Origin of the sequence: Aeromonas sp. 603607 (genome assembly GCF_049171595.1) — a bacterium.
Classification (GTDB): Bacteria; Pseudomonadota; Gammaproteobacteria; order Enterobacterales; family Aeromonadaceae; genus Aeromonas; species Aeromonas veronii.
In genome coordinates, this window is the sequence record NZ_JAAKOV010000014.1 from 1 (window position 1) to 15,070 (window position 15,070).

Sequence of the window (15,070 nt, forward strand, 5' to 3'; positions counted from 1 at the left end):
CTCCTCCTACTGGACTTGAACCAGTGACATACGGATTAACAGTCCGCCGTTCTACCGACTGAACTAAGGAGGAATTGCCTGTCTCGTCAAGACGGGGCGAATATTAATGACCAGGGCGGCGGGTGTCAACCCGCGAATTTCCCGAAAACCGGATTTTCGGACTGTTTGCCCAAAAGTTGCGCTTTGCGGTTTGTTTTCAGCACAATCAGTCCCTTGCCATCGCCTTGGCCAACTGATGCAGGGAGCATTGGTTAGGTTCGTATCAACCTGATGATGCCAGCATGATATTGCGAACGTGCTGGCAAGCCAATAAGACTCAAGTGGTGAACTTTGCAGCTAAATGGGGCAGCGCAATCATCAACATCGGCGATTTGGTAGCAAATAGGCCAAATAACGGGTGAGCGCGCGTTTCATTGATCCTGCCCATCGAAAAAATGACCCGTCTGGAGTAAGGTTACGCAGGATACCATCGCCGCGTCGACAGCCCTGCCGGCCCTTGATGATGATCGGGCGCCGGATCTCTCCGGCCTTTATCTCCCTCTTCTGGTATTACGATATACATGCACAAGCAAGCCTCTTTAAATAGCGTGAAGCTCGCCATAGCCTTACGCCAGTCCTGTATTGATGAACCCTATAGCATGGCCCGCTTCGGCCGTGATCTTATCGCCGGTGTGACGGTGGGCATCATCGCCATCCCGCTCGCCATGGCACTGGCCATTGCCAGCGGTGTGCCGCCGCAACACGGTCTCTATACCGCCATCATTGCCGGAATCGTGATCGCCGTGACCGGTGGCTCCCGCTACTCCATCTCCGGCCCGACCGCTGCCTTTGTGGTGATCCTCTATCCTGTCGCCCAGCAGTTCGGGGTCGGTGGTCTGTTGATGGCGACGCTCATCTCCGGCCTCTTTCTGGTGGCGATGGGGATGGCCCGTCTTGGCCGCCTTATCGAGTACATTCCCCCGTCAGTGACGCTGGGCTTTACCGGTGGTATCGCCATCGTGATCGCCACCTTGCAGATCAAGGACTTCTTTGGCCTAAGCGTGCCCGAGATGCCGGAAACCTATCTGGGCAAGGTCGAGGCGCTGGCCGCCGCCCTGCCAAGCTGGCAGTGGGGCGATACCCTGGTGGGGGTCGCAACGCTGGCCGTGCTGCTGCTCTGGCCGCGCCTGCGTCTGCCGGTGCCTGGCCACCTGCCCGCAGTGCTGGTCGGGGTAGGTCTGGGTTTTGGCCTCCATTACTTTGGGGTGGATGTGGCCACCATCGGCAGCAAGTTCAGCTATACCCTGGCCGATGGCACTCAAGGGATGGGGATCCCGCCCATCGCGCCGACCCTGGTGATGCCCTGGGCCTTGCCCGGACCGGATGGTTTGCCAGTTGAATGGAACCTGGCGGCTGTTGAGCGGCTGCTGCCTGCCGCCTTCTCCATGGCAATGCTGGGGGCGATCGAGTCGCTGCTCTGCGCCGTGGTGCTCGATGGCATGACCGGTCGCAAACACAGCTCCAACGCCGAGCTGGTGGGGCAGGGGCTTGGCAACATCTTCGCCCCCTTCTTTGGCGGCATTACCGCTACCGCCGCTATCGCTCGCTCTGCCGCCAACGTGCGTGCCGGTGCTACGTCCCCCATCTCGGGGATCGTCCATGCGCTGGTGGTGCTGGCCGCCATTCTGGTGCTGGCCCCCTGGCTCTCCTGGTTGCCGCTCTCGGCCATGGCTGCCTTGCTGCTCATCGTGGCCTGGAACATGAGTGAAGCGCACAAGGTGGTGGAGCTGATCCGTCGCGCGCCCAAATCCGATGTGCTGGTGCTGCTGGTCTGCCTGTCACTCACCGTCATTTTCGACATGGTCATCGCCATCACCTTCGGGGTGATCCTGGCCTCCCTGCTCTTTATGCGTGAAATCGCCAAGATGACCAAACTGCACGATTTGGCCGAGCACAAGCGCTATGCCCACGAGGTGCCGGACAACGGCCTGCTCTACAAGATCAACGGCCCGCTCTTCTTTGCCGCGGCCGAACGGGTCTTTGCCGAGCTGGAAGCGCAAGTGAAAGGGCACCAGGTGCTGGTGTTGCAGATGGAGGCGGTTTCCATCCTCGATGCGGGCGGCCTGTCTGCCTTCCTCCACTTTGGCAAGCAGATGGCCAAAGCCGGGGTCGAGTTGCGGGTGGCCGAGTTGCAGTTCCAACCGCTCAAGACCCTGGCCCGTGCCAAGGTGCGGCCGCAGCCCGGCAAGCTGGAATTCTACGGTTCGCTGGAAGAGGCGCTCAAAGGTGAACATTTGCACGAAGCGGCAGTAAATTGATTGAAAGGGATACGAAACGGCATATTTTTGGTCACTTGGTTCGGATATTGAGCAAACGAACGCAAAAAGTAAAAAATTGCATTGACCAAAAGCCATCGTATCCCTTACATTACGCCCCGTCGCCGCGGCATGGTCCGCCAGCGAATGTGCAGCTCAAGCACATAAAACAGTGAGCAAAAATTTGGTGAGGTGTCCGAGTGGCTGAAGGAGCACGCCTGGAAAGTGTGTATACGGCAACGTATCGAGGGTTCGAATCCCTCCCTCACCGCCAAACAGTAAACCCCTGCTTTAGAGCAGGGGTTTTTCTTTATGCATGATTTATTATGCGCCCCGACTATCTCAACTGTTGGTGGTTTGCATATCAGTTGATCGCATCATTCTGAAGATGGTGGGATCTTCTTCCGGTACCCTCAGATGTAAGAGAGGGTCATGGAGACCATTCTTGCTCGGATTAATGGCGTTTTCCCCATTTGCATCGAGACCTGTCCCATCTAGCCAAGCGCGTATCTATAAAAACAAGCAATATCTGCAGCATTTGCCTCTTCTGGATTGCCCGGCATGGTTGAATGCCATGCCAGCCAGATATTGCTCAAACCTCATCATTTCAAGCAGACAGCCTTGGGACAGAGCCTTAGTTCAGAGTAAGCCCCGCATCAACAATGAAATCTTGGCCGGTACAGCCATTGGATTCGTCAGAACCCAGGAAGAGGGCCATGCGAGCACAATGTGAGCCATCGAGACGGAATTTGAGTGCTTGCAGTTCGACAAACTGGTTCACCGCGGCAGGGTCGAGTTGCGCCCACATCGCATCCTGTTTGGGGGTACGGATTGCGCCTGGGACCAGGCTGTTAACCCGAATGCCTCTTGCGCCCAACTCCTGCGCCAGGGTACGGGTAAAACCATGGATAGCGGCTTTTGACAGGGAGTAGCAGACTCTCCCGGGGCGGCCCCGCATCCAGTTGATGGATCCCATATTGATGATGCTGCCGCTCCCTTTTTGCTCCATGCCTGGCAACACGGCTTGGATCGCAAACAACTGGTGACGCAGATTGATATTGATGCGGTTTTCGAAATACTCCTCGGTCAGATCCTCAATTTTATGGTGATCATCGCTGCCCGCGTTGTTGATCAGGATATCGACACTGCCCAGCTGTTGTTCAATGGTCGTAAAACACGCTTTGAGCAGAGTCAGGTCGGTGACATCGCAAAACAGAAACAGGCAGTCGAGCTCATGCGCGAGTGCTTCGCCTGCAGATTTATCAAAATCGAGGAAGGCGACTTTGGCACCTTGGCTGACAAAGGCGCGCACCAACTCTTCGCCAATGCCACTGGCGCCACCTGTGATAACGGCGACCTTGCCGGCAATAGAGTGATATTGTACTTGCTGGGAATAGTTCATAACTGCTCTCCGTGAGTCATAGATTGAATTCATCTGGCAACATTAGAAAAAGTATTTAACACCAATACGGATCCGGTATGCCTCTGCATCATAGGCAATATTTCTATCGTACCACTGTAATTCCAGATAAGGCATCCATTGTGGATTGATTCGATAGCGGGTTTGACTGGTTAGCTCCCAGTGATGATCTTTCCCATTAGCACTGTTGAAATTATTGACGCGAGAAAAATAGTGCGATTCAAAAGTATGGGTCAAAGCTGGTGTTATTTTATTGACAATATACAGTGCGTATTCATTGGTATCGTTATTATCGCCATAACCATCAAGATCCGTAGTTAGATAATTTTGATGATTGTAACGGTATCGTGCAATAACGGAAAAGTTATCGGTAAAGTTGTACTTTCCATCCAGATACGCAGAGCCACCAGAGCCAGAGCTAGAGGAGTTAACCAAACCACCGGCATTGACCGAGAGTTTGGTGGTTAAATTTAATAGCGGATACCACCCTTCAATTTCGTTATAACTGTGCTTTAGCTTGTCTAGTTTATCGGTATTATACGCATTGCTGGCCATAATGCCGGCACCAGATTCCCAGTTATAGCCGAGTCGCAACAATAACTCATGTTGGTCGGTAGCAAAGTTAAATGCCTCACGGCTTTCAAAATAACCGCCTGCGAAAGCTGCGTTGCAGCATATAAGAGGGATTAAGCATATTTTGGGGTGGATACGCATAGTGATTGACTCGCCAATGGTAAGTTGATATTAAATCGTACAGCGATTGGCATGAGGTAAATTAATTACCTCATGCGATGGTTTTTATCAGCCAGCTATTGAATGTTTTGCTTTACCAACTTATAAGTGGCACAGAAATCCTCACGGCCCAAACCGTTATTCAGGCCTTGCTGGTAAATGTTATTCACCAATTCGACTCCGGGCAGGGTCAGCGCTTCTTCGCCCATGAGGTTCTTCATAATGCCGATATCTTTGGCCATGTTCTCCAGCGAGAAGACAGTGTTGTAGTTCTCGGCGATCAGGGCACCTATCTTGCTGGTCAGATAGAAGTTGCTGCCGCCACCGTAAGAGACGGCGGTGTTGAAGCTCTCTTTATCGATGCCGAAATGATCGGCGGTGGCCAGCATTTCGTTGACACTGTTCTGAATTTGGGCGACCAAGGTGTTGTGCAGCACCTTCATGATCAAACCACGGCCGTTGCCCCCCAGGTGGATCTGGTTGCTGCCCATCATGGCTAGCAATGGCTTGACCTTTTTGTAGGCGGACAGGTCGCCACCTATGTAGATCCCGAGCTCGGCAGCCACGGCGGCAGGGACCGATTTGACCACGGGCGCATCGAGCATCACGGCACCGGTTTCTGCTACCTGGCGGGATAAGGCGATTGACACTGCCGGGTCAATGGTGGACATGTCGATGGTGATCTTGCCGGGGCCAAGGTGTGGCAGCAGTTCGGTATAGACCGCTTTGACGTGTTCGGAGCGCGGTACCATGGAGATGATCACATCCGCATCGGCTGCCAACCTGGCAATGGAAGGGGAGGCGATGGCGCCTGCATCGACCACCCGGGCGACAGCCTCCTGATTGATATCGAATACCAACACATTGCCATCAAATTTTTTGACGATGTTCTTTGACATCGCTTCGCCCATCAGACCAAGACCGATAAAGCCGATAGTTTTCATCCGTTGTTTTCCTTAAATGTGGGTTTAGCAAGACCGGCGATGTCAACACGCATGCTGAACAGCGCACCTGAGAGCGGACGTGCTGCCAGTTCGGCGGCGTCCATATTTTCGCGAGTGGTGGTGATGAAGAGGGTCTTCATGTCTTCACCACCAAAACAGACCATGGTGGGGCAACGTACCGGCAAGGGATATTCGGCCAGCAATACCCCCTCTGCAGAGAAGCGGGCGATACGATGGCCATCAAACAGGGCGCTCCAGTAGCATCCTTCGACATCGATTGCAGCCCCATCCGGGCGCCCTTCGTCGGCGCGGGCTGCAAACTCGCGCAGCAGTTGCCGTTGACCGAGTGAACCGTCGCGGGCCAACGGAGTGCGATAAAGGCGGCGGTTGGGGGTATCAGTGGTGTACATCCAGCGCATGTCCGGGCTGAATGCCAAGCCATTGGCTCCCAGAATGTCGCACTGGATCACCGACATCTGCAGCTCGGCATCAACCCGGCATAGCAGGGCGCCGTTGTAATCTCGTGGGCTCCAGTAAGTGCCCGCATAGAAACGACCCGCCTGATCGGTACCGCCATCATTAAAACGGGCCAGCGCTGGGTTATTGGGGTTATCGGCGACTTTACGCTCAATTTGCCCGTGTTGATCACACAGATAGATCCCGGTGCGCATCGCTGCGATAAAGCCACCCTGTTCGCGCAGGGCAAAACAGCCCACTTCTTCGGGGAAGGGGATTGTCGTCATGGCGCCGCTTTCGGGGTGATAGCGGTGCAGGCAACGCTCGAGAATATCGGTCCAGTAGAGCGCCTGTTCATCAGTGCTCCAGGTCGGGCACTCGGGCAGATGGCCGCGGTAGTCGGCAAGTAGCAGAGCAGGATTAGGCATAGTGAGAAACCTCAAGCAGCATGGAGATCTGCAACTGCCCATTGGCTGGCACAGTGGCCATGGCCAGCGCAGGGTCACCAAAGCCACCGTTGTTGATGGCATCATTGATATGAGAAACCGGCTCGATGGCGATGAAGTCACGATCGGCGGGCGGCAGAAACAGGATGGCGTGAGGCGCATCGGGTGAGCTCAGGGTCACCATCAGCTTCTCATCTGGCCAGCGCACCCGTGCACAGCCACTCCAGTGATGGAAGCAGTTATCGACACTGGCGGGTTCAGGTTTGCGCCAAGTGCGATAGTTCCATTGGGTCGGTAGTGGCGCGAGACCAGTGGGCAGGGACTTGTGGTCGTTGAGTACCACACCGCCTGCGTCGAACTGGATCTCGGCGTGCGCCGCACGGGGAAAATAGGGGTGAAAGCCCAGCCCAGCCGGGACAGCGTGATCGGCCAGATTGTGGTAAGTGAGTATGATATGCAGCGCATTCTCTTGCAGGGTGAAGCGCTGAGTTGCCCGATAAGGCCAGGGCCATTGCGCCGCGGATGCTCCCTGTGCGTCATGGTGCAGGGTCAGCACGACAGAGTCATCATCTGCATCCCCTTCTTGCCATGGCTGCTGCCAGCCGTTGCCATGAATTGAGTGGGGATGATCGCCAAAGTTACGCAGCAGGGCGTAATCATATCCGGCGAAGTGAAACCGTCCATGAGCAATACGGTTGGAGTAAGGTACCAGGGGAAAACAGCCCCCCTGGTTGACTGTGACGTTCTGACCATCGGGCAGGGAGCGCAAGATCTCCCTGCCATGCCAGGTCAGTTTGCCGATAGCGCCACCGAGCTCGGGGATGAGCTCCAGATCAAGCGGGCCGCTTTGGCGGTGAAGCCTCTTCATCAGTAAACCTCGCCACCGGATATGCTCAGACGTTCCCCCCGGATCGCGGCGAGCTGTTCACGGGCGCGAGCCAGCAGGTAACTCATGTCGGAGCCGAGCGCCACGAAGCTAAAACCCATCTCTTGATATTTGTTCACCAGCTCGGGGTTGCCACCGACGATCCCGCAAGGCAATCCCAATCGCTGGCACTTCTCCAGCCCTTCGCGGATCTTGGCTTGCACCTCGGGGTGAGAGGGATTGCCAATATGGCCCATGGCTGCGCTCATATCGCCGGGGCCGATAAAGAAGCCGGTCACTCCTTCAATGGCCATCTCTTCCATGGCATCAATGGCGTCAGGGGTCTCAATTTGCAGGATCAGGCAGAGCTCTTCCCGGGCTTTACGCACGAATTCGGGGTCGGCACCGTAACCGGACGCACGATGCACTGCGGCAAAGCCGCGTTTGCCTAGGGGAGGGTAGTAGGCCGCCTCTACCGCTTTGCGGGCTTCTGCTGCACTGTTGACAAACGGCACCATCAGCGACGTTGCACCGCCATCAAGCGCCCGTTTGATCAACACAGTGTCGTTCCAGGCCAGGCGGTAGAGTGGGGTGGTGGCCGGATTGCTGGCACGAATGGCGCGATCGATGCGGATCGCATCCAGGCTATCGACCGGTACATGTTCCTGGTCCAGCACCAAAAAATCGAAACCGACAGTCGCCATGGCTTCCGCCACCGTATCGCTGCCAGTCATCATCCAGGTGCCCAGTGGGCGTGGACCTTGAGTAATCGCAAGTTTGAACGGATTCATTGTTTGCTCCTTTAAAAAATCGGGGGCTCGGGCACTTTGCTGCCAGTCTGGAGGAAATCGAAGTCACAGCCCTGATCGGCCTGGGTCACATGTTGTTGATAGAGTGCGGCATAAGAGCGTTCATAAACTTTGTGTACCGGTTTGAGCGTGCGGCGGCGCTCGGCCAGCTCTTCATCACTGACCAGCATGTTGAGGCGGCCATTGGCGATATCGAGCTCGATGAGGTCACCGGTACGTACCAGTGCCAGTGGGCCACCAATGGCCGCTTCAGGGGCAACGTGCAGGATACAGGTGCCATAGTGAGTACCGGACATGCGGGCATCGCTAATCCGCACCATGTCGGTGACGCCTTGTTGCAGCAGCTTTTTCGGGATCGGCAGGTTGCCCCACTCCGGCATGCCCGGCGCGCCGACCGGGCCGGCATTGCGCAGGATAATCACTGATTCCTTGGTTACCTCCAGGGCGGGGTCATCGATGCGATCCGAGAGCTCTTGATGGCTGTCGAAGACGATGGCAGGGCCCTTGTGGTGGCGCAGTTCTGGTTTGGCGGCAGATGATTTCATCACAGCCCCGTTGGGGCACAGATTGCCGCGCAATACTGTCAATGCACATCCACGGGAGAGCGGTACCACAGGGTTATCTAGCGAGCGGATCACGTTGTCGTCATAACAGGTCGCGTTGGCAATCCACTGTGCAACGGGACGATTGGTGACCCCGATCGCATCGAGGTGGAGGAATGACTCCACCTTTTTCAGCTGGGCCATCAGACCGCCGGCGAAGAAGAACTCCTCCATCAACTGATCACCAGAGGGAAACAGATTGGCCAGCACAGGGACTTCCCGTGCCACCGACTCCATGTCTTCCAGAGTGAGGTTGATGCCCGCCCGGTTGGCCATCGCAATCATGTGGATCGCGGCATTGGTGGAGCCGCCGAGCGCCATGTAGGCCACTACGCCATTGAGGAAGTTGGCTCGGGTCAGCCAGCGGGAAGGTTTGTGATCATGCCACACCATGTCGACGATGATTTGGCCGCATTGGGCTGCCATCTGGACGTGTCGCGAGTCAGCGGCGGGGATGGAGCTGGCCCCCGGCAACATAAAGCCCATGGCATCGGCGATGGAGGTCATGGTGGATGCTGTGCCCATGGTATTGCAGGTGCCGATGGAGCGAGTCATCGCCCCCTCCAGCTCGATCCAGTCATGCTGGGTAATGGCCCCCAAGCGCAATTGATCCCAGAACTTCTTGGTATGGGTACCGGCACCGGTGACATGACCGCGCCATTTGCCGCTCGACATGGGGCCGGCGGGGCAGAAGATCACTGGCAAGTCCATCGAAATGGCGCCCATCAGCAGGGCTGGCGTGGATTTGTCGCAACCGCCGAGCAGCACAGCCCCATCGATCGGATGCTGGCGCAGCAGCTCTTCTGCCTCCATCGCCAGAAAGTTGCGATAGAGCATGGTGGTCGGCTTGACCAATACTTCCCCGACCGACAGCGCGGGCAATTCAACGGGGTAGCCTCCCGCGGCCCAGACGGCTCGCTTGACGGCCTCGGCGCGCTCACGCAGGTGGCTATGGCAGGGGCTCATTTCACTCCAGGTATTGATGATCCCGATCACGGGCTTGCCCATGAATTCGTCGCGGTTCAAGCCACTTTGCTGACTGCGTTGACGATGGGCGAAGGCTCGGATGGTGTCGGGGGCATACCAGCGTTGGCTACGCAGCGCCGAGATATCGAGCTTGGCCAGGTTTTCACTGTTGAATGACATAGGAATAGCGCTCTCTTTGTCTGATTTGGTTAAGGATTAATTCAATAAAAACAGCATGTTAAATTCAGCTATTATGACCCGCACGAAGAGGGGGGGTGTCAGGCGATGGAGTAGATTGTTCACTCATTCGGTGATGGGGTTTCCGGGGAGAAGCAAGGGCATGGCGTTGTGCCAGCTCCCGGACGATCTGTTGATAGCGAGCATCAGTGAGCGGGTAGAACAGCAACATCAAGGCAGCAGCGCAAATCAGGGCGCAGATCGGGTAGAGAAACATCAGATTGGCGATGCTGCTTTGGGTCTCGGTGCTTTGCGTCGCGTTGGGAACATAGCCTGACCATGCCAGTACCAGCCCGGGAATGAGGCCCGCAAGCGCAGCCGAACATTTGCGGCAGAAGGTCAGACTGCAGTAGACCAGCCCCTCGGTGCGGATGCCGGTTTTCCATTCCCCATACTCGACGGTGTCAGAGATGAACGCCCAGTTGAGACTGTTAACGAAAGCGGATCCCCACAGGGCCAGGGAGGTGAAGAGGATGTAATCGAGAGCACTCTCGCTGTAGAGGTAGTTGAGCAGGTCACCGCATATCCACACGCCAATACCGGCCAGATAGACAGGCAGTTTGCCAAAACGGTGCACGGCAAAGGGGACCAGCAATACCCCCAGGTAGATACACCCTATGCTGATGAAGCTCATGTAGGCGATCATCGATACGTCGCCAATCACATATTGGGCGTAAAAAACCTGAACAATCAGCTTGGTGTTGAACGCTGCCAGCGTCAGCAGATTGGCCAGCGCCAGGATGCCCAGCGGACGGTTTGCCAGCACGGCCCGTGCGTTGGTTTGTACTGCCGAAAACCCCGATTCGTTGACAACCGATGGCAGCACATGACGTTCACGAACTCTTCTGTAGCAAAAGAGTACTGCTGCAGCCCCCATGACCGAATAAATCAGTACCGCAACGCTATAGCCGACCTGTGGCTTGTCAAACAGCAATACCAGCGGCATGAACCCCACCGAGCAGAGCAGTAATCCGGTATTGGCTCCGCCCTGGCGCCAGGCGGCGAGCTCGGCTCGGTCCTGGAGTCGCTTGGTGAGGGCCGGGACCATGGCGCCATAGGAGGCATTGCCAAAACTGTAAAAGGCACCAAACATCATGAACAGCAGGGTAAACAGCACTGTTTTAGCGATGACCGGGAGCTCAACGCTGGTAAACAGGGCTGTGTTGATAAGAGCCAGTGGCACTATGGTCCAGAGCAGGAAGGGGCGAAATTTACCTCTGGGGCCGAGCTCGGAACGATTATCCAGCACGCTGCCGGTCACCAGATCGGTGCAGGCGGTAAAGAACTTCGAAACCAGAAAGATTGCTCCGGCCCATGCTGCCGGAATGGCTGCCACATCGGTCAGGAAGATCAGCAAATAGAGAGTTGTGCAGTTGAGCAGGAAGTTATAGCCGAGATCACCCACTCCGTAGGCCATCTTTTCCTGCCATGCCAGACGGTCACTTGCCACATTGCGATATGTCATGGGATCACATCCTTGAAGAGAGCAACAGCGTGGCCAGCACGCCGCTGCCAGTTGCATGAGAGTCAGCTTTGGGTGGTCGCCACACGGCGGGCACCAAGGCTGGCGATGATCTCTTGATAGCGCTGCTCGTTGAGGGTGTAGAAGAGGGCCATCACCAGTGCCGTTACGATGGCCAGGCTTGCCGGGTAGATGAAAATCAGTCCGGTGATCCCGGCTTTGGCGGCATCGGTTTGCTCCACATTGGGCATGTAGCCAACCAGTGCCAGAGCAAACCCGGGGACGAACCCTGCGATAGCTTGCGAACACTTTCTAAAGAAGGTCATGCCGCAGTAGACCAAGCCTTCGGTACGAGTACCGGTTTTCCACTCACCGTACTCAACGGTATCTGAGACAAACGCCCAGTTAAGGCTGTTGACGAAAGAGGTGCCAAAGAACGCCAGCGAGGTGAACAGCACGTAACTCATGACGGTGCCACCGAACAGGTAGTTGGCAATGTCGCCGGAGATCCACAGGCACAATCCGGCCAGATAGACAGGTTTTTTGCCAAAGCGGCGTACCAGCGCAGGCACAGACAACACCCCGAGGTAGATGCACCCCATGCTGACAAAGCTCATGTAAGAGACCATGGAGACATCACCCAGAATGTACTGGGCGTAGAAGACCTGCACGGTGAGTTTGACGTTGAATGCGGAGAGGGTCAGCAGGTTGGCTACTGCCAGCACCAGCAACTGGTTGTTCTTGAGTACCGCCTTGAGCCCCTCCTTGATGGTGGGCTTCTCGACTATCTGGTCAGGGTCATTACCTATGATGGTGTGGTGTTCTTTGACGTTGAGGTAGCAAAAGAGCACCGCCGCCAAGCCGACTGAGGTGTAGGCCAGGGCTGCCACCATGTAGCCGGTCTCCTGGGATTCAAACAACATGGCGATGGGCATGAAACCGACGGTGGCTAACAACAGGCCGGTGTTGGCTCCGCCTTGACGCCAGGCCGCCAGCTCTGCGCGATCCTGAACGTTTTTGGTCATAGAGGGCACCATGGCGCCATAGCTGGCATTGCCCAGGCTAAAAAACAGGCCAAAGGCCATGAAGCAGACGATGAACAGGGTGGTCTTGGTCTCGCTGTCGAGCTCAAAATTACAAAACAGCAACATGTTGCAGATAAACAGCGGCACTATGGTCCAGAGCAGCATCGGACGAAACTTGCCGCGAGGTCCGAAGCTCTTGCGGGTGTCGAGGAAAATGCCGGTGCCCAGGTCGGTGAAGCCGGTAAACACTTTCGCCACCAAAAAGATGACGCCTGCCCACGCCGCATTGATGCCTGCTACATCGGTCAGAAATTTAAGCAGGTAGAGGGTGGTGATATTCAATACAAAGTTGTAACCAAAATCGCCGACGCCATAGGCAAGTTTTTCCCTAAAAGGCAGTCTGCTTTCGATATGCGCCTGAACAACCATTTTATTCTCCATAGTGTGAAATCCATCCGGCAGACCAATAATCGTAGCGATGCGATTATTGGCGCAAGGGTGATTGTTGAAAAGTGGGATCCAGATCGAGAGATTGCTCTGGTGGTTAAGGATTCTCTTACAAATGGTATTTGCAAACGGGCCAAACGTTTTCATGTGGCGGGTGTTGATTGGTGATCAAGATCGCTGTTTGGGTTTTACGCGATTGAAATGAAATCGTAGCGCTATTATTGTGTTTGCGAGCAAGCGGGGATGGCCCGACTAAACAGGAGCTTATGCAATGCAACTCGAATTTTCGTCACAGGCGTTAACGATTCAGCACCAGCAGCAGTTGTTATTTTCTCATCAAGCGGATGCCCCGGCGTTTTATATAGGCAAGGGCCGGGAAAAAATGGAAATTTATCGCGGCAACTTTGACATCGAAGACTACATCGAGTCTCGCGTTGCATTGGCTCATATCGAACAGGTTGACAACAACCTGTTTGTTTTTGCCCCGAATGCCTTGACCCCGGCTTTGCTACAGGTGGCTGTGGTGTGTGATGGCGATGATGTGATGCTTTATCCGACCATACTGGACGAGGCATATAACCGCTTTTGGGTCAGATTGCCGGCCGAACGTAAAGAGCATGTCTGGGGTTGTGGCGAGCAGATGTCCTATTTCGATTTGCGTGGTCGTCACTTTCCATTGTGGACGTCAGAGCCCGGTGTTGGTCGCCATCCCCACAGCGAGATCAAATGGAAAGCCGATGTGATGGGCAAAGCCGGTGGGGATTACTACCACACCAACTATCCGCAGCCCACGTTTGTCACCTCTCGCAAATACAGCTGCCATATCGACACCACCGCTTATGCCGATTTCGATTTTCGTCACGAAGGGTTTCATGAGCTGCAAGTGTGGGCGATCCCGCAGGCCATCGAGTTGCGCACCGCAGAGAGCTATCTGGGCATTATCGAAAAACTGTCCGCCCGGTTTGGCCGCCAGCCCAGGTTGCCTGAGTGGGTTTACAAGGGGGCGATCCTTGGTCTGAAGGGGGGAGAGGTCAATACCTTCAGTCGTCTGGAAAACGCCCTTGACCATGGTATCAAGGTTTCGGGTCTGTGGAGTGAAGACTGGTGCGGCTTGCGGGTCACCTCGTTTGGCAAGCGCCTGTTCTGGGACTGGGATTGGCAGCACCATCAGGATCGCTACCCCAATCTGCCCGCCAGGATCAAGGCGCTCAATGACCAGGGCATTGAGTTCATGGCCTACGTCAACCCCTACCTGTGTGAAGATGGCAAGTTGTTTCCGATCGCCAAAGAGCTCGGCTATATGGCGCTGGACAAGGATGGTCAGGTTGCGCTGGTCGACTTTGGCGAATTCTATTGCGGCTGTATCGACTTTACCAATCCAGACGCCATGGCCTGGTTCCGTGATACCGTGCTGCGTAAAAACATGCTGGACATGGGGATCAAGGGGTGGATGGCTGACTTTGGCGAGTACCTGCCGACCGATAACATCTACCTGCACAACGGTGTCGATGCCAAGCTGATGCACAATGCCTGGCCGACTCTGTGGGCCCAGTGCAACGCAGAAGCGATCGCGATGAACGGCCAAACCGGTGATGCCCTTTTCTTTATGCGAGCCGGTTACACCGGGGTGCAGCAATACTGCCCGCTACTGTGGGCAGGCGATCAATGTGTCGATTTCAGCCGTCACGACGGTCTGGTCACGGTGATCTCGGGGGCGCTCTCCTCCGGTATGTTGGGGAACGCGTATCACCACTCGGATATCGGTGGCTACACCTCACTGTTTGGCAACCGTCGAACCAAGGAGCTGTTTGACCGCTGGGTTGAAATGGCGGCCTTTACCCCAGTCATGCGTACCCACGAAGGTAACCGCCCTGATGAGAACTTCCAGTTTGACCAGGATGGCAGCACGTTGGCGCATTTTGCCCGGATGACCCGAGTTTATTGCCACCTGACTCCTTACTTGCGTAGCCTGGTGGACGAAGCGGCCGAGAAAGGGTATCCGGTTCAACGTGCCATGATGCTGCATTTTGAACATGATCCCGAGGTCTACGTCATACAGGATCAATACCTCTATGGGTCAGAGTTGCTGGTGGCACCGGTTCACCAAGGGGATGTGCGTGAGTGGACAACTTACCTGCCTGCAGGTGAGCAGTGGACGCATGTCTGGAGCGGCCAGCGCTTTACAGGGGGCCAGCGGGTCACTCTGCCTGCACCGATTGGCCAGCCCCCGGTGTTCTATCGTGCCAAAAGTCCCTGGGCTTCGCTGTTTGCCGAGCTAAAGGATCTGGCGTAAATCGCACCGGCGTTCGCTATAGAGGATGCGACCCGGATAACCCATGGCCGTGACAATGTTCACGGCCATTAT

At 55.7% G+C, this 15,070-nt stretch carries 12 protein-coding genes and 2 tRNA genes; 4 read left to right on the forward strand and 10 right to left on the reverse strand.

Translation table 11 applies throughout. The features are described 5' to 3' along the window. Window positions 1-73, reverse strand: a tRNA-Asn gene (locus tag G5315_RS13870). A 487-nt stretch (window positions 74-560) separates the two neighbouring features. Here G5315_RS13870 and dauA point away from each other — a divergent pair. Further along, a complete protein-coding gene (dauA, locus tag G5315_RS13875; protein WP_069528347.1) occupies window positions 561-2,297 on the forward strand; it encodes a C4-dicarboxylic acid transporter DauA in 1,737 nt (578 codons plus the stop codon). 183 nt (window positions 2,298-2,480) lie between these two features. Further along, a tRNA-Ser gene (locus tag G5315_RS13880) sits at window positions 2,481-2,568 on the forward strand. A gap of 360 nt (window positions 2,569-2,928) precedes the next feature. On the opposite strand, the gene G5315_RS13885 is transcribed toward G5315_RS13880, so the two are convergent. From G5315_RS13885 to G5315_RS13925, 9 genes are all read right to left on the reverse strand, one after another. Beyond that, entirely contained in the window at window positions 2,929-3,696 is a 768-nt protein-coding gene (locus G5315_RS13885; RefSeq protein ID WP_216953421.1) for an SDR family NAD(P)-dependent oxidoreductase, read from the reverse strand. 42 nt (window positions 3,697-3,738) lie between these two features. Further along, the gene (gene ompL / locus G5315_RS13890) at window positions 3,739-4,428 is read right to left on the reverse strand and encodes a porin OmpL (protein WP_216953422.1); all 690 of its coding nucleotides are present in this window, start codon (window positions 4,426-4,428) and stop codon (window positions 3,739-3,741) included. Window positions 4,429-4,523: 95 nt separating this feature from the next. Then, window positions 4,524-5,390 carry an NAD(P)-dependent oxidoreductase gene (locus G5315_RS13895; RefSeq protein WP_069556391.1) on the reverse strand — a complete coding sequence of 289 codons (867 nt, stop codon included), beginning with the start codon at window positions 5,388-5,390 and terminating at the stop codon, window positions 4,524-4,526. Further along, window positions 5,387-6,274: an SMP-30/gluconolactonase/LRE family protein gene (locus G5315_RS13900; protein WP_421236283.1), complete on the reverse strand. Its 888-nt coding sequence runs from the start codon at window positions 6,272-6,274 to the stop codon at window positions 5,387-5,389. Before G5315_RS13900 ends, G5315_RS13895 begins: the two co-directional genes overlap by 4 nt. Continuing rightward, complete coding sequence (locus G5315_RS13905) at window positions 6,267-7,160, reverse strand: aldose 1-epimerase (RefSeq protein WP_216978946.1); 894 nt, start codon at window positions 7,158-7,160, stop codon at window positions 6,267-6,269. Before G5315_RS13905 ends, G5315_RS13900 begins: the two co-directional genes overlap by 8 nt. Next, a complete protein-coding gene (locus G5315_RS13910) occupies window positions 7,160-7,948 on the reverse strand; it encodes an HpcH/HpaI aldolase family protein (RefSeq protein WP_069556388.1) in 789 nt (262 codons plus the stop codon). The genes G5315_RS13905 and G5315_RS13910 overlap by 1 nt, the downstream gene beginning before the upstream one ends. 11 nt (window positions 7,949-7,959) lie before the next feature. Then, entirely contained in the window at window positions 7,960-9,714 is a 1,755-nt protein-coding gene (araD, locus tag G5315_RS13915; RefSeq protein WP_421333228.1) for an L-arabinonate dehydratase, read from the reverse strand. Window positions 9,715-9,778: 64 nt separating this feature from the next. Next, a complete protein-coding gene (locus tag G5315_RS13920; RefSeq protein ID WP_421333229.1) occupies window positions 9,779-11,236 on the reverse strand; it encodes a glycoside-pentoside-hexuronide (GPH):cation symporter in 1,458 nt (485 codons plus the stop codon). Between the two features lie 62 nt (window positions 11,237-11,298). Beyond that, on the reverse strand, window positions 11,299-12,687 hold the full coding sequence (locus tag G5315_RS13925) for a glycoside-pentoside-hexuronide (GPH):cation symporter (RefSeq protein ID WP_421236285.1): 1,389 nt from the start codon (window positions 12,685-12,687) through the stop codon (window positions 11,299-11,301). Between G5315_RS13925 and G5315_RS13930 the strand changes: the two genes are divergently transcribed. Together G5315_RS13930 and G5315_RS13935 are read left to right on the forward strand one after the other, a co-directional pair. Further along, window positions 12,670-12,873, forward strand: a complete 204-nt coding sequence (locus G5315_RS13930; protein WP_421333230.1) for a hypothetical protein — start codon at window positions 12,670-12,672, stop codon at window positions 12,871-12,873. The genes G5315_RS13925 and G5315_RS13930 overlap by 18 nt on opposite strands. 103 nt (window positions 12,874-12,976) lie before the next feature. Next, complete coding sequence (locus G5315_RS13935; RefSeq protein ID WP_421333231.1) at window positions 12,977-14,998, forward strand: alpha-glucosidase; 2,022 nt, start codon at window positions 12,977-12,979, stop codon at window positions 14,996-14,998. Window positions 14,999-15,070: the final 72 nt, after the last annotated feature.